Raw genomic sequence first — 20722 nt, 5'->3', positions numbered from 1 at the left:
GAATGAAGGGAATAACAGAGAAATGACGATTAGTAATACGAAGCGGCGTCTTGCCGCTGGTGCCAGCGCACTGGCGTTGGCCCTGACGGGTGTGGTCGCCGCATCGGGCGCCGCGTTCGCCGCAGAAGTTGGTCCGGATCAGCCGGGTCATCCGGACGAGGGTTCACTGACCATCGTCAAGCATGAAGGCAGTGCTGACGACGCTGGTGATGGCACCCAACAGACCATTAACCAGCCTGTTCTTGGAGGCGTTGAGTTCACTCTCTGGCAGATTGGCGTTTCAGATGGCGCTGGTACCTGCACTCCGCTGGATCTGACTGACCCAGATGCGTGGGCGAAGGTTCCTACCACGGGGTACCCGACGACCAAGCCTGCCGGCACTACCGACGGTGAATTGTGCACGGTTTCAGATACGGATTTTGCCCCCAGGGTCGGGACGACTGGCGATAACGGCGAACTGAACTTCGGCAATCTTCCACTTGGTCTGTACTACGTCGAAGAGACAGACGCCACCGGCGCCTACAAAATGGTCTCTGGTGCACAGGTTCCGGTTAGTGTAACCAGCGAGGCCCAACCCTTCTTCGTGACGATGCCGCTACCTGCTGACGGTGACTGGCTGTACCAGGTATACGCCTATCCGAAGAACCAGGTTACAGAGGGTCCCAAGAAGACCATCAACGAAGACGCAACCCAGGCGGGCTACAAGGTCGGCGACACGGTCGCATATGAAATCTCTCAGACTGTTCCCGCTCTGAAGGCAGGAGAAACTGAGTACTCGTCAGCAAGCATTTGGGAGCACTTTTCCCCTGGGATGCAGTTCGGCGGTCTTACCTCGATCACCATCAATGATGTCGCGGTGACCGACTACACGCAGACACCCGCCACCAACGCAACCGATGAGGTTCGTTGGTCACTAGGGACAACGGCGCTCGCCGCCCTGAAGGAAGGCGATGTCATCAAGATCGCTTTCACAGGCAAGGTCACTGCTGTCACTAGCACGGGAACTATTGAGAACCCCATGTCCGAGAATCCGGACGATCCTGGCTATGGTTCAGAGTTCAACGGAACCACCACTCCTACGCCTCCGGTTGATCCTCCGAATCCGTTGACCTACTGGGGGCAGTTGAAAGTCAACAAGGTTGACCAGGACGGCGAGGTTCTATCGGGCGCAGAGTTCGAGGTCTACCCGATGACCGACACTTCATGCCCCCACAACGCTCCGGCAACCGGGAAGGTAGCGTCTGGTAAGTCCGATGCAACCGGTGTCGTTCTGTGGGACAACACCGCTCCGGCTTCCTCTCCTCTGGGCCTGTGGATCGCGAACAGTAATGATGGTCCGTTGACCGATCCAAGCAAGGACTACTGCCTATACGAGACCAAGGTTCCTGCCGGATACACCGGAGGAGATGTTACCCAGGTGACGATCACACCCGGCACCGCCACCATGCTCGACATCGACATTACGAACACCCAGAAGGATGGTCCGGATCTACCTCTCACCGGCGCGAACGGCACTCTGCTGATGACCATCGGAGGTTTGGGTCTGGGCGCGATTGCTGTTGGTGTTTACCTAGTGACTCGTCGCCGCCAGGAGACTGAGGCGTAGGCGCCGGTAACAAGTAGTGGCAACGACTGCACCAATTCGATGGTGCGGCGCGGGGCGAGGAACATTTGCACTGGAGTTCCTCGCCCCGCTCTCGTTGCTAAAGATCACCATCATCAACGACTAGGCCAGAGGTAAATAGGTTCTGTGAGTACCGCTACCAAGACGAGGGCAAGCCAAACCGCGTCGGACATGAGGTCAGTGGCAATGCCACCTGACGGGACTGTCCCGCCCAACCGCGGTAGCAGGCCTCGAACGGGCGGTGCGCATGCCAAGAAACCGCGCCAATGGCGGTTCCGATGGAGCGCGCTGATGGTGGTCATTATTGGACTCACGGGACTCGTTGTTTTCATGTATCCCTCGACTGCTGCCTGGTGGTCGCAGTACCACGAGTCAAAAGCGATCGTTCAGTTTCAAGACGAAGTATTGGCCGATAAGGACCCCGGTAATGAGGTCCGTTTGCAGCAGGCCAGGAAGTATAACGAAAAGCTCTCCACCGGACAGATTGATGTAAGCGGCGAAAGCCGCGTTCCCACTCTACTGGGGGAGTCCGACCCTGAAGGGGAATACTGGTCTCTACTCTCAAGCGCGCCAGCGATGATGGCGCGTCTGAAGATTCCCGCTATCGACGTTGACCTCCCTATTTATCACGGTACCAGCGACACGGTACTAGCCCATGGGGTCGGGCACTTGCAGGGCACATCGTTACCCGTTGGTGGGCAGGACACGCACAGCGTTCTTACAGCGCACACGGGACTAGCGACCGCAACCCTGTTCAATAATCTAAAGAAGCTTGAAGTGGGGGATACCTTCACAATCTCTGTTGCCGGTGAGGTGCTCACGTACGAGGTTTACGAGACTCAAACGATTCTCCCGGAAGAAACCGGGTCGCTAATCGTGCAGGGCGGCAAAGACATCGTCACGCTGGTCACATGTACCCCGCTTGGCATCAATACGCACAGATATTTGGTTACGGCTAAGCGAGTAACGCCAACGCCTGAGGCGGACATCGCCGCCGCGCAGGCGGTGCCGGACATTCCGGGATTTCCATGGTGGGCCGTGATTCTACCTGCGGGTGTGGTGGCCGGGGGAGTCTTCATGTGGCGTGCCGGGTACCCGCCTAAGCCCCGAAAGAAGAAGTCTGCGGACAGGTGATGTTGTGAACTGGCGCTTTCGTCAGTGGAACTTGCGGCGAATCTAGCCTCTTGCCGCAAGCGGAGCAACGGGTAGCGAGTCCCGGAACTCCTGGAGGCTGGTGACGTGACGTGCAGTGGCAATGGGGGCGCTGAACTATCGTCACCAGCCTCGACTTTGAGACGGGACACGGAACCGTTTTGTGCGCTCCCGGGTGGCCTCAGGATGTCGGCCGTAGAACCGAGTCGACTATTGCATTAATGGCGAAGGCAGTCGCCTCGCCCAGATCGAGGCATTCGGGTTCGAGTAACCACTGATACTGAAGGCCATCCATCACCGCGAGGATCGATGCCGCTGCATTGTCCACGGTGCTGGTGTCCTCAATCCCCTCTTCTTTGCAGAGTTCACGAAAGTTGGTCGCTATTTCGAGGCGGAGATTCTGATAGCGCTCCTCGTAGTATCCGTGGGTCGGGTGGTCTTCGGTTATCGCCTCAGATGACATCACCACGAACGTCTGGACTATGCCCCGGCGCTTAGCGTTACGAAACGCCGTATCGATAAGGTGATCAAACTGCTCGCGGCCCGAGGGCATCGAGGCTCGTCCTTTTTCCTCAAGGTCCGAGGTGTCACGAATCTTCACGGATTCCAGAAGCAGATTCTCTTTGCTTCCAAAGTGATGGAGAACCCCCGCACGGGTCAAACCGACACGCTGAGCAATCTCGGCGAGGGATCCGTTCTTGTATCCCTTCTGCCCGAAAACCTCGGTTGCGGCCTCAAGAATTGCCTGGCGCTTTTCTAAGGTCTCAGGCCGATTCTTGGCGCTCTGTTGATGCCCTGTACCAGCCGTTGTCATCGCTCTTGCCTAACTAATAGATCGGTCCCAAGTTTAGCAATTCGCGGGCACCGCGCTTGTTATCCGGCCACATTTATCTAACTAGGAATGATGCCTCAATAAGGTCAACTTTGCGTGAGGAAGGACCCACCAGCAGCGAGAACCTACCCGGCTCAACCACGCGGTTGCCTTTTGCATCCACGATTGTGCATTCAGCAACGGGAACTCGTAACTCAACCTCCACGGTCTCTCCAGGCTGGACCCACACTTGCGTAAAGGTTTTCAGCTCACGGTCGGCCCAACTGACGCTGGTGACCTCGTCGCGAATATAGGCCTGAACCGTTTCGCGGGTCGGTCTGCTACCTGTGTTAGCCACCTTCACATGCCCGACGACGGTGTCCGCGATTCCCAGCTCGGCCGAATCCAGTCGAAGGTCGCTGTACTGAACCGTTGTATAGGACTTGCCCTCGCCAAACGCCCATGCGGGTTCTTGAGTCAGGTCTGCGTATCGATCACCGTGCTGTCCACGAATCTGCGTGTAAAAAGTTGGTTGTTGCCCGGCGTGACGCGCAAATGAGATCGGCAGACGCCCGACGGGCTCAATATCTCCGAAGATCAGCTCGGCAAGAGCCGTGCCGCCTTTCATCCCTGGGTTTGCTGCCCATATGACGGCCGCGGCCCTGTCAGCCGAGGGAGGCAAGATCAGTGGCTTCGACGCCAGAAGCACTATGACAACAGGCTTTCCAGTCTCGATCAACGCGTCGATCAGGGCATTCTGTCCGCCGATCAGATTCAGTGTTGCAGTCGATCTACCCTCTCCACACAAGAAAATGTTGTCGCCGACAACGGCGACGATGACATCCGAGTCGTTCGCCTCTGATACTGCCTCATCGATCATGCCCTGGTCTAGCGGGGCGGGGGAGATGATCGGCATCCGTGGCTGGCCGTCGGGGAAAGTCGGCCCCTCTGGGTTCGGCAGAAGATTAGCGATGTTGGCCCCGCGCGCGTAAGCTACCTCGCCTCCGCGCTCCTCAATAATCGCCCTAATCCCGTCAAGTGGAGTGGTGGACATTTCACGAGGTTGCCCTTCGGGCATTTCTGCCTGCCCCGACCTACCTGCCCAGTCCCCAAGCAGACAGTCAACGTCATCGGCCACAGGTCCGATGACCGCTGCTTTCAAAGGCGCGGCAAGCGGTAGTGTTCCGTCGTTCTCAAGAAGTACGAGGGATTCGCGCGCCACCTCCAGATTTAGCTCCTGATAAGAACCAACCACCTCACCGATCAACTCGTGGTCGGGCAGTCGCGGATTCTCGAACAGCCCCAGTTCAAACTTGAGAGCGAGGATTCGAGCCACCGCTCTGTCGAAGGCATCCGGGCTAAGTAGACCATTCTCAACTGCTTGGAGAGCTCCTTCATAGAACGAGGGAGTCGTCATGATCATGTCGTTGCCCGCCTCAGTTGCGGCCGCTGAGGCATGTGCAATGTCCGGTTGAATCTTCTGCTCCCAGACCATGCGACCAACGTTGTCCCAGTCGGTGATCAGAGTACCGGTATAGCCCCACTCGCCGCGAAGCACGTCGGTAAGTAGCCACTCGTTCAGAGTGATTGGCACTCCGTCGGTGGTCTGGTAGCCGAGCATGAATGTTCGACATCCCGCACGGGCCACTTTCTCAAACGGAGGGAGGAACCAGGAACGTAGCTTGCGCCTGGAAATATCGGCTTCGGAGGCGTCTCGACCGCCCTGGGTTTCGCTGTACCCAGCGAAATGCTTCGCGGTGGCGAGGACCGCTGTGGGGTCCTCAAGTCCCTGGCCCTGATATCCCTCGACGACCGCGGTAGCAAGTTCGCCGATGAGATAGGGGTCCTCACCGAACGTTTCATCGACACGTCCCCAGCGCAGGTCCCTTGCAATGCAGAGCACCGGAGAAAAAGTCCAGTGGGTTCCGGTCGCAGCGATCTCTGTCGCCGCGCCGCGGGCGAACCTACGCATCAGGTCAGGATTGAATGAGGCAGCCATCCCCAGCTGAGTTGGGAAAATGGTGGCACCCGGCCAAAAGGAATGACCGTGAATACAGTCCTCACCAACCAGTAGGGGAATCCGGAGGCGTGTCTGCTGGCTGAGTTCGTATGCCTTCTCGATCCGCTCGGGCGAGGTGTGAAGGATCGACCCGACCGTCTTGTCCCGCACGAACTCCTCGATGTCACCACGAGCGTCGATCTGCATCATCTGTCCGACCTTCTCCGGCAGAGTCATGCGGCCGAGCAGATCGTCGACCCGCTTGGAAATGGAAAGTGAAGCGTCCAGGTAGGGTGCGGACGGATCGTAAGACATTTTGAACTCTTTCAGAAAGTAGGAGTGATTTGGGTTTGGAACTGCTAGCTCTTGGTCTCAGAAACTGCCCGGACTTGAGTGACCGTGTCGTTCACGTTCATGCCGCGCTTCTTCATTGCGCGAGCCCGTTCACCGGCAGACCTGAGGCGTGGGTTAACGTACTCGTCGATGCCAAAGTTGAGTAGGGACAGAGCGACACCGATGGCTGCAATGCAGAGCCCCGGAGGGAGGTACCACCACCACTGGTTTTGTTGGAACGCACCCTGTGCGGACGCCCAGTTAAGGATGGTTCCCCAGTTGTAGTTGCTTACGGGGATAACGCCGATGAAGGAGAGCGTGGTCAAGCTGAGAACGGCGGCGGTCATTGTGCCGACGACGCTCGCGGCGATAAGGCCCATTAGGTTAGGGAGCATTTCGACCGCAATGATTCGGTACAGCGGTTCGCCGTTAGCCTTCGCTGCCTGAACGAAGTCACGGTTGCGAAGTGACATGGTCTGTGCACGAAGGACTCGCGCTCCCCAGGCCCATCCGGTGAGTCCTAAGACCAGGGAAATGACCCACAGTGGCGGATCCTCGAACAGTGAGGCAACCACGATGATAAGTGGTAGGCCGGGAATCACCAGGAACACGTTCGCGAGCGCGGAGAGCGACTCGCTCTTCCAGCCGGAAAGATAACCGGAGACAACGCCGACCGTGACCGCGATAGTGATGGCGATAATCGTGGCGAGGATGCCCACTACCATGACTCCGCGGGTGCCCCAGATGACCTGGCTGAATACGTCCTCACCAAGGTGCGTCGTCCCGAGCCAGTGTGCGGATGATGGAGGTTGCAGGCGTGCCATCGCATCGATCTGTGTCGGTGGGTAGGGAGCGATCACGGGGGCGAATATCGCGATGAGTAAAAAGATGCCGAGGATTGTGAGGCCGGCAATGGACTTGCCATTACGGAACATCGAGAATGAGGCGACAAACTTGCTCCATGCGCTTTCTGGAGTCGGCTCCATGGCCGCATCAAGATCGTTGGTCTCTGCATCTTCGCCGAAAGCGGCGGGCTCATATGTGGTCATTGTTCAGGACTCCGTCTGGCGGGTACGCGGATCAAGGAATGCGTAGGCGACATCAGCGAGGATGTTTGCGATCAGCACGGACAGGGTGATGATCAGGAAAACACCCTGCATTAGCGCGTAGTCTTTCGCGTTGGTTGCATCCAGAAGCATTTTTCCGACTCCGGGGTAGCTGAAGACCATTTCCATCACGACTGTGCCACCGACAATGAAGCCGAGTGACAGGGCAAAACTCTGTATCTGCGGTAGCACCGCGTTACGGGCGGCGTAGCGCCATAGGACACGCTTGTTTGGCATTCCCTTGGCCTGCGCGACGGTTATGTAGTCTTCGTCCAACACAGTCAGCATCATGTTGCGCATTCCAAGCATCCAGCCTCCGAGGGAGGCGAGGACGATGGTCAGAGCCGGAAGGGTCCCGTGGTAAATGACCTCGCCGATGAAGCTCCACGACAACTCGGGGGTAACCCCCGCACCGAACGCCTTACCGATTGGGAACCAACCAAGACCAACAGAGAAGACGGAGATGGCCAGAAGACCGAGCCAGAAGTAGGGGATTGTGTTGAAGAAGGTAGTGATGGGGATGAAAACGTCGAGTTTGCTTCCGCGTTTCCACCCGATTATCGCCCCGCCAACCGTACCGATTGTGAAGGCAAGGATGGTGGCGACGCCGACCAAACCGATGGTCCAGGGGAGGGCCCCGGCGATAACTTCAGTAACGGGACGCATCCCGTGGGTGATTGAGATACCCAAGTCACCGTGGGCCAGAAGTTTCCAGTAGTCGACGTACTGGTCCCACATGGATTTGTCAGTGTCCAGTCCCAGCAAAGCCCGGAGTGCGTCCGCCGCCTCGGGGCTCACGTTCTTGTTCCGCGACAGGTACTGACTTACGGCATCCCCTTTCATCATTCTGGGAACGAAGAAGTTGATCGTCAGCGCAGCCCAGAGGGTAAACAGGTAGAACAGCGCACGACTTCCGAGAAAACGCCACGGAATCCGCGTCCGCCCCCGATATACCTTCGTTGCTGTAGTTCCCGCCTCAATGGGGTCGGGCTCGGTCAAGAAGACCTCAACGTCATCTCGTACCGATGAATCCGCGGAGCTCATTGCGTCCCTCCAAGGATGCTGGATGCCTGCGCGAAATGCTTCTCAGGATCAGGGGACGCGGCAAGCAGGTTCTTCGTATAGGTATTTTTCGGGTGCAGGATGACCTCGTCTGCACTGCCCTGCTCAACGATTCGGCCCTGATTGAGGACGATGATCTCATCGCTGAAATGTCGGGCGGTTGCCAGATCGTGCGTTATGTAGAGGACTCCCAGTCCCTCCTCGCGCTGCAGGTCGGCAAGCAGGTTCAAGACGCCGAGGCGAATTGACACGTCCAGCATCGAAACCGGTTCATCTGCGACGAGTAGGGTCGGGCGGGAAGCGAGGGCGCGAGCGATCGCGACGCGTTGTCGCTGTCCTCCAGAGAGTTCGTGGGGGCGGCGATCGATGACTTCGCTTGGAACCAGTCGCACGCGTTCAAGGAGTCTGCGTACCTCCCGATCCACTTCGGCTTTGGGGACAACCTTGTCAAGCAGCAGTGGTCGTTCGATGTGGTGGCGAATGGTGTGGTAAGGATTGAGCGAAGCAAAGGGGTCCTGGAAGACCATGCGTAGCTCTTGGCGATATTTACGTAGGGCACTTCCGCGGCGCGGGATCGGATCACCATCAATGAGTACCTCGCCCTCGGTCTGTGTCTCAAGGCCGGTCAGGATCTTCGCGATGGTTGATTTACCACTGCCGGACTGTCCCACCAGACCGATGGTCTGTTTTGAGCGAAGTGAGAACGTGACATCGTCAAGAGCCTTGATTTGTCCGGCTCCACGAACGTTGTAGATCTTGGTTACATGGTTGAAGTTGAGGTCGGTCATCGGTTCACGACTCCCTTCGATCCTGTCAACCGTGGGAACGAGGCAAGAAGCTTCTTTGTGTATTCGTTTTGAGGGTCGTTCCAGATCTGTTCTGCGGGGGCCATCTCAACGATTCGGCCCTCCCGCATGATTGCGATACGGTCCGATATCTCTAGGAGCAGGGGCAGATCATGGGTAATAAACACGACGGTGAAGCCGAATTCTTCGCGAAGGGTGGAGATTTGCTGAAGAATCTCGCGTTGGACCAGAACATCCAGAGCCGTCGTTGGCTCATCCATAATCATTAACTGTGGGCGCAGGGCGAGTGCCATGGCGATCATGACGCGCTGGCGCATTCCACCGGAGAGTTCATGGGGGTAGGATCGCGCCCGATCAGCGCCCACCTTGACGATTTCAAGGAGTTCGTTTACTTCGTGTCGTCGCTCTGCTTTGGACATCTTGGGACGGTGGACGATGTAAACGTCCTCAAGTTGTTTACCGATAGGAGCCACCGGATTCAGTGCGTTCATTGCGCCCTGGAAGACCATCGAGATTTTGTCCCAGCGGAAGTGCTGCATTTGGTTCGCGTTGAGACTGTTCACGTTGATGTCGGTTCCTGAGGTGTCGTGGAAGACTACCTCACCACCTGTGATGACGGCAGGGGGTTTAAGGAGACGTTGGATTCCGTAGGCGAGCGTGGTTTTTCCGCAGCCACTTTCGCCGGCCAGTCCAAGGATCTCACCGCGCTCTAGTTCCAGGCTGACGTCAGTCACCGCTCTTACTGGTGGATCGACGTCGTACACCACCGAGAAATCGCGCACTGAAAGGAGGGAGTTACTCATCGTTGAGTGATCGCTTTCGGCTAGGTGCTGGGCGGGGACGAGAAGAGATGGCCCCGCCCAGCACGTTTCTCAGTTACTTAACTTGTAGCTTTTGCAGAACCATAACGATGTTCGGCTGAGTGGGATCGCCTGGAGCGTACGGATCATCCGCATCCGGCCAGCCCACGTAGTTGCGGGTGTTGTACTCGGCCAGCAGCGGATGAGCGCCGAGTGTGATCGCTGGGATGTCCTCGACGTAATGCTTCTGGATCACTTCCAGGGCGGCCTCGCGCTCCTCGTCCGAGGAAGCAGAAGCGTACTGGTTCAGGGCAGCGGTGACATCCGGGTTATCGTAACGACCGAAGTTGTATGTGGCCTTGCCGTCAACAATCCAGCGCGGATCCATGGTCGAGGTGTAGAGGCCGTATGCGTTGTTGGTCGACTCTAGCCAGTGGATGATCGAGTCGAAGTCGCCATCGGTTCGGGCTGCGTCCCAGCCGCCCCAATCGGGCATATCGATCTTGACTTCAACGCCGAGAATCGCTTTTGTCTCTTCCGCGATGAGCTGTTGCTCAGTGTTCCAGTCACTCCAACCGGAAGGAACGGAGATACTGAACGTGACGACCTCTCCCTCAGGGTCAACGAGCTTGTCCGAGGCATCCCAGGTGTAGCCGGCATCGCTTAGGATTTGGCGCGCCTTGTCCTTGTCGACTGAGTAGTCCTCGTCCTTGAACTCGGAGGCAATTTCATCACTAAGGATTTCGCCGAGGCCAGTCTTGTTCCAGATGGCTTCGGAGGCCCCTTCGCGAGCAATGGTTACGTAGTCGTCTCGGTTGATCGTGTAAGCCAGTGCCTCACGGAATGCCACATCGTTAAACGGCTTCTTTTGAAGGTTCATGAACACCGTTGCTGCACCGGTGGTTGGAGCTGCCCAGAAGTGGTTGTTTTCCGGATCTGCTGCCAGGAAGCTGGTTTCGATCTGGGGAAGGAACGCCTGCGCCCAGTCGGCATCGCCGGAAACCAGCGCCGAGGTAAGAGCGGCGTTGTCACCATATGAAATGTAGTGGAGTTCAGGAACGGCAAGTTTTCCGCCCCACCAATCATCACGTGCGGTGAGGGTTACGGATTCTGTGGTCCAGTTGGTAAGTGTGTAGGGGCCGGTTCCAACGGCTTGGCCTTCGCCAGTCAATGGATCAGTATCGGGGTCTTCGATATTTTCCCAAATGTGCTTGGGAACGATTGGAGTGTGAAGAACGGAGGCCTGTTTCACGAACATCGAGTTCTCGAAGTTCAAAGTCACCTTGTCGCCGTCCACGTCCGCCCCCGTGTAGCTGAGGCCGGAGGTATCGGTTAGCCGACCGTCAAGGTACTGGCCAAATGTATAGACGATGTCATCGGCAGTGAACGGCTCACCGTCGCTCCAAGTAACTCCGGGGCGTGGGACAACCGTGACTGCGGTGTAGTCGTCGTTCCACTCGACGGATTCAGCAAGCCACGGAGTAGTTCCCAGGTCACCGGTCGGGTTTACCAGAGCAAGGGGCTCGAAGATGACCATGCGGTAGCCGTACTTTGAGGCCGCGGAGTCGCCGAGATAAGGGTTGTGCGATTCGGTGGTTATCGCCCCATCGGGTTTTGCAATAGTGAGTGCGGTGGTGCCCTGTCCGGAATTTTCGGTCGTGGCGGACTCCCCGGACTCGGGTGAGGATGATGAGGGTGTATCGGACTTTGCGCATCCCGCAAGCGCCGTGGCGCTTAGGGCAACCACCGCGGTAAACGCGGCGATCCTTCTAGACGTTGGTCTAGAAACTGCGGAGGTAAGCAACATTGCTGGCTCCTATATAGATAGGCGAACGTCACGTTCATCGTGACGGTAACCGTGAGCTTACTGTCCAGTAAGTAAGTTGTCTATCCAAAAGTTGTTCGGGGTTGAGAACGTTGCAGTGTTGAGACCTAATTTGCCGATTCGAGGTTTAGGAGGAACTTCTTCGTTTCCGGTCCTGTTCCACCACTGTAGTTGCCGATTTTTCCGGTGGATGGAAGAACGCGATGGCACGGAATAATTATCGGAATCGGGTTGTTTGCGCAGGCGCCACCTACGGCTCTTGCGGCTCCGGGAGAACCGAGTGCCTCCGCAATGTCTCCGTATGAGGCCGTCTCACCGTAGTTGATGTTCAGGAGCTCCAGGTGAGCCGCAGTTCGAAAACTGCCGGTGCGTTTCTTGGAGTGATGTGAGGATGAGGCCGCGCTGACTGCGTCTGGCGCAAGGTCGAGTACCAGCGAAAAATGGCGGCGCTCTTCTGCGAAGTAGTCGCGGAGTTGCCGAGCAGCAAGGAGTAGATGGCGCGCGGCAGTTTGTCCATCATCCTCGTCCGCTAGATCGGGACGTGTGGAGAGAACCTGGTAGGTCTGCGAGAGATGCTTGAGTTCTCGTTCAGGGTTGAACAAGACATGGGTGATTCCACGTGCGCTTGCGACTAGCCCTAGATCGCCAACCGGAGAACTGACGACGTGAAAGTAAAGAGGCTTGGGCGCGTCCGGATTATCCATGTGCTAAGTCTTGTCGTTTCTTACGACTTTCGACAGGGGTACCGCCGAGTCTGCACTCATTGCTCGCAGGGTAGGTCACGGCCTCGGTCACAATCGGGGAGCAGACAATGGTTGTCGAGCGAATGGATGAGTTGCGCCTGTAATCTTTAGAGTCGGAGTTCGAACTGGAGGGACGGGATTCAAATGAAACGAATAATGACTCTTGGAGTAGTTGCTGTCTTTGGTGTGTCGATGCTTACCGGTTGCGGGGAATCTGGTGGAGGCGAGACGGCGACCCCTGAGAACATTACGGGTGCCTGGGTGCTTGAATCGGCGACCGGCCCTAAGGGTGATGTAGTCATCGTTGAGGGCACTACCCCTGAACTCACGGTTGAAGATGAAGGGGCGTTCCACGGAACTGCCGGCTGTAACAACCTGTTTGGCACTGTTCGAGCGGAGGGCGACAAGCTCTTGTTTGGCCCGGTGGCTTCCACGATGATGGCGTGTGACGAGCCGATTATGGACGCCGAGTACGCGTACGTCAGTGCGCTGGACGTCGTTACTTCGGGAACGATCTCGGGTGATTCCCTTGTCCTAAAGGGAGATGACGCCGAGCTTAAGTTCAAGCGCGGGTAGTTCTTTACTTAGGACCTGCAAAAACGGTCTTGTATCGGGCGGGGTGGATACCGGGTTTCCGGAGTCCACCCCGTTCGGCGCTTAACCGTTCGTGTATTCCGACAAATGCCGGTCGCGTACGCCAGCGACTGCCGTTCGTGTATTCCGACAAATGCCGGTCGCGTACGCCAGCGACTGCCGTTCGTGTATCCCGACAATTACCGTTCGTGTATTCCAGCAATTGCCGGTCGCGTACGCCAGCGACCAGTTGTCTGCTCCGATAACTGGTTGCGTGCTTTGGGTTCGCCGCAGTCGATGATGTTCGTTTGCACCCGATAAAGAGCCTCTAAGCCGACTCGTCGTATCCGCTCGGACACGCCCGAAACCGGGCGCGGTCTCGCCCGGATTGGCGGTGTAAACCCGCTGATCAGAAGCAGTTTCAAGCCGCATGACGGGGGTCACACGCTTCCGGCTGGACGCAATCGTGGAACCCCTGTAAGTTTGTATCTCGCCGGAAGTTCTGATGTGAACGAAAGGCCAGCCCTTCACAGAGCGTAAAGCTCCGTGCTTGGGGGTGTTGTTTGTGAACTTGATAGTGTTTGTTTTTTTGACGTTTGTTGTTTTGTTTTTTGGCTTGGATTGCATCCTTTTTTTGGGTGTTTTCTTTTTGGCATTGACTGTTTGGCTGGCTCTTTTGTGGGGTTGGTTGTTTTGGTTTTTGTTGGAGAGTTTGATCCTGGCTCAGGACGAACGCTGGCGGCGTGCTTAACACATGCAAGTCGAACGGACTGCACTTAGCTTGCTTTGTGTGGTTAGTGGCGAACGGGTGAGTAACACGTGAGTAACCTGTCCTTTTCTTTGGGATAAGCATTCGAAAGGGTGTCTAATACTGATTATTCTGCTGATTCCGCATGGTTTTGGTTGGAAAGATTTGTTTCGGGAAGGGTTGGGCTCGCGGCTTATCAGCTTGTTGGTGGGGTGATGGCTTACCAAGGCTTTGACGGGTAACCGGCCTGAGAGGGTGACCGGTCACATTGGGACTGAGATACGGCCCAGACTCCTACGGGAGGCAGCAGTGGGGAATATTGCACAATGGACGAAAGTCTGATGCAGCGACGCCGCGTGAGGGATGAAGGCCTTCGGGTTGTAAACCTTTTTCGCCCCTGAACAAGGCACTGCTTTGGTGGTGTTGAGGGTAGGGGGTAAAGAAGCTCCGGCTAACTACGTGCCAGCAGCCGCGGTAATACGTAGGGAGCGAGCGTTGTCCGGAATTATTGGGCGTAAAGGGCTTGTAGGTGGCTTGTCGCGTCTGCCGTGAAAGGCTTCAGCTTAACTGGAGTAGTGCGGTGGGTACGGGCTGGCTTGAGTGTGGTAGGGGAGATTGGAATTCCTGGTGTAGCGGTGGAATGCGCAGATATCAGGAGGAACACCGGTGGCGAAGGCGGATCTCTGGGCCATTACTGACACTGAGGAGCGAAAGCGTGGGGAGCGAACAGGATTAGATACCCTGGTAGTCCACGCTGTAAACGTTGGGCACTAGGTGTGGGGGCTGTCATGGTTTCTGCGCCGTAGCTAACGCTTTAAGTGCCCCGCCTGGGGAGTACGGTCGCAAGGCTAAAACTCAAAGGAATTGACGGGGGCCCGCACAAGCGGCGGAGCATGCGGATTAATTCGAGGCAACGCGAAGAACCTTACCAAGGCTTGACATACACCGGAATACTCCAGAGATGGGGGACTCTTTGATACTGGTGTACAGGTGGTGCATGGTTGTCGTCAGCTCGTGTCGTGAGATGTTGGGTTAAGTCCCGCAACGAGCGCAACCCTTGTCCTATGTTGCCAGCACGTTATGGTGGGGACTCATGGGAGACTGCCGGGGTTAACTCGGAGGAAGGTGGGGATGACGTCAAATCATCATGCCCCTTATGTCTTGGGCTTCACGCATGCTACAATGGTTGGTACAGAGGGTTGCGATACTGTGAGGTGGAGCGAATCCCTTAAAGCCAGTCTCAGTTCGGATCGAAGTCTGCAACTCGACTTCGTGAAGGTGGAGTCGCTAGTAATCGCAGATCAGCAACGCTGCGGTGAATACGTTCTCGGGCCTTGTACACACCGCCCGTCACGTCATGAAAGTTGGTAACACCCGAAGCCCATGGCCTAACCGGTTTTTCCGGGGGGAGTGGTCGAAGGTGGGATTGGCGATTGGGACGAAGTCGTAACAAGGTAGCCGTACCGGAAGGTGTGGCTGGATCACCTCCTTTCTAAGGAGCCCCTGATTTTGTGGTTTGAGGCTGGAGCGGGAACGTTTGGTTTTGCGCGGGTCTCTTGCTTTTGGTGGGGGAAACATTTTTTGTGAGTCACTGCTCTGTGGTGGGGTGGTGCAGGAAATATTGCAGCGATTTGTCAAAGAAACAGTTCTGGTTGGTTGGTTCTTGTTGGGCTGGCTTTCTGGGGCCCTGCTGCCGCGCTTTGGTGTGGTGGTGGGTTCACTATCGGGTTTACTCTCAACACCCGTGTGAGTCATTGGGGGAAGGTTCCAGGTTTTGTGCTTGGGCTCTAAGGTTTTAGGGTTTGCTTTCTTTCTTTGGTTTGGTGGTTGGGTTTTGCTGGTGATGGCTTGTCTTCTTTTTGGGGGTGGGCTGTTGTTGGTGGGTTGTTGGTGAATTGTATAGTGGTTGTTTTGTGTCTTTATTTTGTGTGATTTTGTTTTTTGTGTTGGTTTTTAGTTTTTGTGGGCGTTCGGTGGATGCCTTGGTATCAAGAGCTGATGAAGGACGTGGCGGTCTGCGATATGCCCTGGGGAGTTGACGAGCGAGCGTTGATCCGGGGATTTCCGAATGGGGGAACCTGGCCAGAGTTGTGTCTGGTCGCCGCATCATGAGTTAAGTAGTGGTGTGGGGGGAACGCGGGGAAGTGAAACATCTTAGTACCCGTAGGAAAAGATATTCCGTTAGTAGTGGCGAGCGAACGCGGATGATGGCTAAACCGTGTGTGTGTGATTACTCGGCGAGGGTTGCATGCGCGGTGTTGTGGGGCCGACCTTCAAGCCTGTTGCCGCGGGTTTGGGTTTTTGTTGTAGCTGATTTGAACAGTTTGGGATAGCTGACCGTAGGGCGTGATAGTCGTGTAGATGGTTGGTTGCAGCAAGGGCTTGGTTTGGTGCCCGAGTAGCGCGGGGCTCGTGGAATCCTGCGTGAATCTGCCAAGACCACTTGGTAAGCCTGAATACTTCTTGATGACCGATAGTGTATTAGTACCGTGAGGGAATGGTGAAAAGTACCCCGGGAGGGGAGTGAAATAGTTCCTGAAACCGGATGCCTTTAAGCCGTCAGAGCCTGACGCACTGTTTTGGTGTGGGTGGGTGATGGCGTGCCTTTTGAAGAATGAGCCTGCGAGTTAGTGGCATGTGGCTTGCTTAACCCGTTGTGGGGTAGGCGTAGCGAAAGCGAGTCTGAATAGGGCGTTTTTTGGTCGCGTGTTCTAGACCCGAAGCGAAGTGATCTACCCATGGCCAGGTTGAAGCGCCGGTAAGACGGCGTGGAGGACCGCACCCACCTAGGTTGAAAACTGGGGGGATGAGTTGTGGGTAGGGGTGAAAGGCTAATCAAACTTCGTGATAGCTGGTTCTCCCCGAAATGCATTTAGGTGCAGCGTTGCGTGTTGCCTGTTGGTGGTAGAGCACTGGTTGGTTGATGGGCCCTTTTGGGTTACTGAGATCAGCTAAACTCCGAATGCTAATAGTGTTGAGCGTGGCAGTGAGACTGCGGGGGATAAGCTTCGTAGTCGAGAGGGAAACAGCCCAGATCACCGGTTAAGGCCCCTAAGTGTGTGCTGAGTGGGAAAGGATGTGGAGTTGCTGTGACAACCAGGAGGTTGGCTTAGAAGCAGCCATCCTTGAAAGAGTGCGTAATAGCTCACTGGTCAAGTGATTCCGCGCCGACAATGTAGCGGGGCTGAAGCACACCGCCGAAACCGTGGCAAACAGCAGGCCCTTTGTGGTTTGTTGGTTGGGTAGGGGAGCGTCCCTCATGAGGTGAAGCCGCCGGGTGACCGTGTGGTGGATTGTGGGGGAGTGAGAATGCAGGCATGAGTAGCGATTTGAAGGGTGAGAATCCCTTCCGCTGATTGACTAAGGGTTCCAGGGCTAGGTTTTTCCTCCCTGGGTTAGTCGGGTCCTAAGGCGAGGCCGACAGGCGTAGTCGATGGATAACCAGTTTATATTCTGGTACCGGAAGTTATACCGTCCAACATTACTTCCAATCGCAGTCACGCATCCTTCAGTTTTGATGATTCTTGATTCCTTTACGGGTTTCTTGTTGATTTGATTTTGTTGCGTGTGTGGTTGTCTGGTTGTGGTGAGCGTGTTAACAGGGGTGACGCACAGTGGTAGGTTCCGCACACCGGTGGTTGTGTGTGTCTAAGCATGTGGCCCGTCCGTAGGTAAATCCGCGGACTTTTGTGGGTGAGGTGTGATGGGAACCCCTTTTCAGGGGTTTGGGATTGAGCCTGTGGTGCCAAGAAAAGCCTCGACGTGAGGTGTTCTTCCGCCCGTACCCTAAACCGACACAGGTAGTCAGGTAGAGTATACCGAGGCGTTCGAGTGAATCATGGTTAAGGAACTCGGCAAAATGCCCCCGTAACTTCGGAAGAAGGGGGACCCCTAGGAGTGCTTCGCCCTCGCGGTGATGGTGCTTTGGGGGGTCGCAGAGGATAGAGAGAAGCGACTGTTTATTAAAAACATAGGTGCATGCGAACACGTAAGTGGCGGTATATGCACTGACGCCTGCCCGGTGCTGGAAGGTTAAGAGGAAAGGTTAGAAGCCCTTCGGGTTTCGAAGCTTTGAATTGAAGCCCCAGTAAACGGCGGTGGTAACTATAACCATCCTAAGGTAGCGAAATTCCTTGTCGGGTAAGTTCCGACCTGCACGAATGGCGTAACGACTTCTCTGCTGTCTCGACCATGAGCTCGGTGAAATTGCACTACGAGTAAAGATGCTCGTTACGCGCAGCAGGACGGAAAGACCCCGGGACCTTTACTATAGCTTGGTATTGGTGCTCGCTGGTGTTTGTGTAGGATAGGTGGGAGACTATGAAACCGCGGCGCTAGCTGTGGTGGAGTCATTGGTGAAATACCACTCTGAGGCTAGTGTGCATCTAACCTCGACTCGTGATCCGGGTTGGGGACAGTGCCTGGTGGGTAGTTTAACTGGGGCGGTTGCCTCCTAAATGGTAACGGAGGCGCTCAAAGGTTCCCTCAGCCTGGTTGGTAACCAGGTTTTGAGTGTAAGTGTAAAAGGGAGCTTGACTGTGAGACAGACATGTCGAGCAGGGACGAAAGTCGGAACTAGTGATCCGGCACCCCCGTGTGGAAGGGGTGTCGCTCAACGGATAAAAGGTACCCCGGGGATAACAGGCTGATCCCGCCCAAGAGTTCATATCGACGGCGTGGTTTGGCACCTCGATGTCGGCTCGTCGCATCCTGGGGGTGTAGTCGCTCCCAAGGGTTGGGCTGTTCGCCCATTAAAGCGGTACGCGAGCTGGGTTTAGAACGTCGTGAGACAGTTCGGTCCCTATCCGCTGCGCGCGCAGGAAACTTGCAGAGACCTATCCCTAGTACGAGAGGACCGGGACGGACGAACCTCTGGTATACCAGTTGTCCCGCCAGGGGCACCGCTGGTTGGCTACGTTCGGAAAGGGTAACCGCTGAAAGCATCTAAGCGGGAAACCACCTCTAAGATAAAGTTTCCAACACACATTCGTGTGTGTGAAGGCCCCCCATAGACTAAGGGGTAGATAGACCAGGAGTGGAAGCACCGCAAGGTGTTCAAGAGCTAACTGGCACTAATCGGCCAACACTAAAACCAAACAAACACACAAAAAACGAGCACACAAAACAGACACAAAGTGACCACTATACAAACTCAGCACCAACCCACCCCCACCACACAAACAACAAGTGTTTGATGGGGTGCGGGACTACTAATAAGTGCATACAAACTTTGCGGGGGGCACAGCACGGGGGAAACGCCCGGCCCCATTCCGAACCCGGAAGCTAAGCCCCGCAGCGGCGAAGGTACTACATTCGAGAGAATGTGGGAGACTAGCAACCCCCCGCAAACCAAACATGGTTAGAGGGACCACCCAACACGGGCGGTCCCTCAAACCAATCAACCCACAAACCAACACCAACAACGGAGAATATCCGGGTCACGGCAACGCCGCCTCTAACTTCCGCACAACAGTTCCCAGAATACGAGAACTCAACACTCACTATGCATAGACAGGCATACTATGCACTGAGTCGGTGCGTGGTGTCAGCTCCGATACATAACCTCTAGCCACGACGCCGGGATGGTAGGCGCACTATGTCGAGCGCGAAAGAACTGACACTAGCCGGACAGTTAACGCGCCGTCGAGTTCCCGCAGGAGTTCATTCCGCCGATCTGCCCGCTGATATTTACCAGTTTGAAGAACCTGCCGTAGAAACCAAAGATGGCCAGGTTCTGCCCGGTGAAATCACGCTTAGACGATCTCTTAGTACCTTCCACCTGACCATGATCGGCGTTGGTGGAACGGTGGGCACCGGAATCTTCTTCATCCTTTCCGAAGCCGTTCCCGAAGCTGGACCGGCGGTGGTTCTCTCCTTCCTTCTGGGAGCTCTTGTCGCCGGTCTGACAGTTGTCTGCTACGCGGAACTGGCCTCGGTCATTCCTTCGTCTGGGTCCTCATACTCGTATACCTATGCGACGATGGGTGAGTTGGCAGCATTTGTCGTTGGAGCTTGCCTGATCCTGGAGTACGGAGTCTCTGCGGCCGCCGTTGCCGTCGGCTGGTCTGAGTACGTAGCCCTCCTCATCCACAACCTCTTCGGCATCGACCTTCCCAACGCCCTGCTGAACTCCCCTGAGACTGGCGGGATCGTGAATCTTCCCGCCGTGATCTTGGTTCTTATGTGCTTTGTTTTGCTGCTCAGAGGAGCTTCCGAATCTGCCGTGGCGAACACGATCATGGTGATAATCAAGGTCACTGTTCTAGTGGCCTTTTCTGCAGTCGCCTTCACAGCGTTCAATGCCGACAACTTTTCAAACTTTGCCCCAATGGGCGTCGCGGGCATATCCGTTGCTACCGGATCAATCTTCTTCTCGTTCATTGGTCTTGACGCAGTTGCGACAACGGGAGACGAGGTAAAAGACCCCCAGAAGGCCGTTCCTCGCGCGCTGATCCTCGCCCTTGTCATTGTCACGGGAATCTACCTGCTAGTTGCTGTTTCAGCTCTGGGAGCCCAACACTGGACACTGTTCGAGGGACAACAGGCCGGCTTGGCTCAGATCGTCGAAAACGTTACCGGGTCATCCTGGCCCGGCACGATATTGGCTCTGGGTGCGGTAATCTCGATCTTTTCCGTAACGCTTATCTGCCTCTATGGCCAGACCCGTATCCTCTACTCAATGGGAAGAGACGGTTTGCTTCCAAAGGCGTTCTCGCGGGTTCACCCTAAGACCCGCGTTCCTACAGTCAACACTTGGGTTGTGGCAATCGCTGTCTCGATTCTTGCGGGGTTCCTTCCGATTGGCATCCTGGCGGATATGACCTCTATCGGCACGCTTTCAGCGTTCCTTCTGGTTTCGATCGGAGTGATGGTGCTCCGTAGGACCGCGCCTGACCTGAAGCGAGGCTTCAAGGTTCCTCTTTATCCGCTCACACCAATCCTTTCGATTGTCGCTTGCCTGTATGTTATGCACGGGCTCGGAACTGTCACTTGGACTGCCTTCGCGATCTGGATGATCATAGCGCTGTCGTTCTATTTCCTCTGGTCGAGGAAGAACTCGGATTTGCAGCGACGTCACGATGCGGGGGAACTCGGGTCGTAGCGATTCTTTGTCTTTTCGCGCTGAGATAGAAAAGTAGC

Annotated in this window: 12 protein-coding genes and 3 rRNA genes; 7 read left to right on the top strand and 8 right to left on the bottom strand. The window is 55.9% G+C overall.

Annotation, left to right across the window (positions count from 1 at the left end; all coding sequences use genetic code 11):
- The first annotated feature begins 22 nt into the window (after nt 1–22).
- Together U6G28_00905 and U6G28_00900 are read left to right on the top strand one after the other, a co-directional pair.
- Nucleotides 23–1606 carry a SpaH/EbpB family LPXTG-anchored major pilin gene (locus U6G28_00905; GenBank protein ID WRS30285.1) on the top strand — a complete coding sequence of 528 codons (1584 nt, stop codon included), beginning with the start codon at nt 23–25 and terminating at the stop codon, nt 1604–1606.
- Between the two features lie 309 nt (nt 1607–1915).
- On the top strand, nt 1916–2758 hold the full coding sequence (locus tag U6G28_00900; GenBank protein WRS30284.1) for a class C sortase: 843 nt from the start codon (nt 1916–1918) through the stop codon (nt 2756–2758).
- A 199-nt stretch (nt 2759–2957) separates the two neighbouring features.
- Here the strand turns inward: U6G28_00900 and U6G28_00895 are convergent, their stop codons facing one another.
- From U6G28_00895 to U6G28_00860, 8 genes are all read right to left on the bottom strand, one after another.
- Nucleotides 2958–3590 carry a TetR/AcrR family transcriptional regulator gene (locus U6G28_00895; GenBank protein ID WRS30283.1) on the bottom strand — a complete coding sequence of 211 codons (633 nt, stop codon included), beginning with the start codon at nt 3588–3590 and terminating at the stop codon, nt 2958–2960.
- A 73-nt stretch (nt 3591–3663) separates the two neighbouring features.
- Entirely contained in the window at nt 3664–5901 is a 2238-nt protein-coding gene (locus U6G28_00890; protein WRS30282.1) for a glycoside hydrolase family 3 N-terminal domain-containing protein, read from the bottom strand.
- Between the two features lie 44 nt (nt 5902–5945).
- Nucleotides 5946–6968 (bottom strand): ABC transporter permease, encoded by a 1023-nt coding sequence (locus tag U6G28_00885; GenBank protein ID WRS30281.1) that lies wholly within the window; start codon nt 6966–6968, stop codon nt 5946–5948.
- A 3-nt stretch (nt 6969–6971) separates the two neighbouring features.
- Entirely contained in the window at nt 6972–8069 is a 1098-nt protein-coding gene (locus U6G28_00880; protein WRS30280.1) for an ABC transporter permease, read from the bottom strand.
- Nucleotides 8066–8875: an ATP-binding cassette domain-containing protein gene (locus tag U6G28_00875; GenBank protein WRS30279.1), complete on the bottom strand. Its 810-nt coding sequence runs from the start codon at nt 8873–8875 to the stop codon at nt 8066–8068. Before U6G28_00875 ends, U6G28_00880 begins: the two co-directional genes overlap by 4 nt.
- Nucleotides 8872–9696, bottom strand: coding sequence for an ABC transporter ATP-binding protein (locus U6G28_00870; GenBank protein WRS30278.1), 825 nt, complete (start codon nt 9694–9696; stop codon nt 8872–8874). Before U6G28_00870 ends, U6G28_00875 begins: the two co-directional genes overlap by 4 nt.
- A 73-nt stretch (nt 9697–9769) precedes the next feature.
- Nucleotides 9770–11500, bottom strand: coding sequence for an ABC transporter substrate-binding protein (locus U6G28_00865; protein ID WRS30277.1), 1731 nt, complete (start codon nt 11498–11500; stop codon nt 9770–9772).
- Between the two features lie 125 nt (nt 11501–11625).
- On the bottom strand, nt 11626–12222 hold the full coding sequence (locus U6G28_00860; protein ID WRS30276.1) for a methylated-DNA--[protein]-cysteine S-methyltransferase: 597 nt from the start codon (nt 12220–12222) through the stop codon (nt 11626–11628).
- Nucleotides 12223–12405: 183 nt separating this feature from the next.
- Here U6G28_00860 and U6G28_00855 point away from each other — a divergent pair, with 183 nt between their 5' ends.
- From U6G28_00855 to U6G28_00835, 5 genes are all read left to right on the top strand, one after another.
- A complete protein-coding gene (locus U6G28_00855; GenBank protein ID WRS30275.1) occupies nt 12406–12837 on the top strand; it encodes an META domain-containing protein in 432 nt (143 codons plus the stop codon).
- A 697-nt stretch (nt 12838–13534) separates the two neighbouring features.
- Nucleotides 13535–15074: ribosomal RNA gene (locus U6G28_00850) — 16S ribosomal RNA — on the top strand.
- Nucleotides 15075–15532: 458 nt separating this feature from the next.
- Nucleotides 15533–18677, top strand: a 23S ribosomal RNA gene (locus tag U6G28_00845).
- Nucleotides 18678–18813: 136 nt separating this feature from the next.
- Nucleotides 18814–18930 (top strand): 5S ribosomal RNA (rrf, locus tag U6G28_00840).
- The 16S, 23S and 5S rRNA genes sit together here, the layout of an rRNA operon.
- 248 nt (nt 18931–19178) lie before the next feature.
- A complete protein-coding gene (locus U6G28_00835) occupies nt 19179–20684 on the top strand; it encodes an amino acid permease (protein ID WRS30274.1) in 1506 nt (501 codons plus the stop codon).
- Nucleotides 20685–20722: the final 38 nt, after the last annotated feature.

It is taken from the genome of Actinomycetaceae bacterium MB13-C1-2 (genome assembly GCA_035621235.1).
Classification (GTDB): domain Bacteria; phylum Actinomycetota; class Actinomycetes; order Actinomycetales; family Actinomycetaceae; genus Scrofimicrobium.
This window is presented reverse-complemented; position numbering and strand designations above follow the sequence as displayed.

Coding starts and splice junctions, on each gene's coding strand:
- U6G28_00905 (WRS30285.1), top strand. CDS start 23: ATGACGATTAGTAATACGAAGCGGCGTCTTGCCGCTGGTGCCAGCGCA.
- U6G28_00900 (WRS30284.1), top strand. CDS start 1,916: ATGGTGGTCATTATTGGACTCACGGGACTCGTTGTTTTCATGTATCCC.
- U6G28_00895 (WRS30283.1), bottom strand. CDS start 3,590: ATGACAACGGCTGGTACAGGGCATCAACAGAGCGCCAAGAATCGGCCT.
- U6G28_00890 (WRS30282.1), bottom strand. CDS start 5,901: ATGTCTTACGATCCGTCCGCACCCTACCTGGACGCTTCACTTTCCATT.
- U6G28_00885 (WRS30281.1), bottom strand. CDS start 6,968: ATGACCACATATGAGCCCGCCGCTTTCGGCGAAGATGCAGAGACCAAC.
- U6G28_00880 (WRS30280.1), bottom strand. CDS start 8,069: ATGAGCTCCGCGGATTCATCGGTACGAGATGACGTTGAGGTCTTCTTG.
- U6G28_00875 (WRS30279.1), bottom strand. CDS start 8,875: ATGACCGACCTCAACTTCAACCATGTAACCAAGATCTACAACGTTCGT.
- U6G28_00870 (WRS30278.1), bottom strand. CDS start 9,696: ATGAGTAACTCCCTCCTTTCAGTGCGCGATTTCTCGGTGGTGTACGAC.
- U6G28_00865 (WRS30277.1), bottom strand. CDS start 11,500: ATGTTGCTTACCTCCGCAGTTTCTAGACCAACGTCTAGAAGGATCGCC.
- U6G28_00860 (WRS30276.1), bottom strand. CDS start 12,222: ATGGATAATCCGGACGCGCCCAAGCCTCTTTACTTTCACGTCGTCAGT.
- U6G28_00855 (WRS30275.1), top strand. CDS start 12,406: ATGAAACGAATAATGACTCTTGGAGTAGTTGCTGTCTTTGGTGTGTCG.
- U6G28_00835 (WRS30274.1), top strand. CDS start 19,179: ATGTCGAGCGCGAAAGAACTGACACTAGCCGGACAGTTAACGCGCCGT.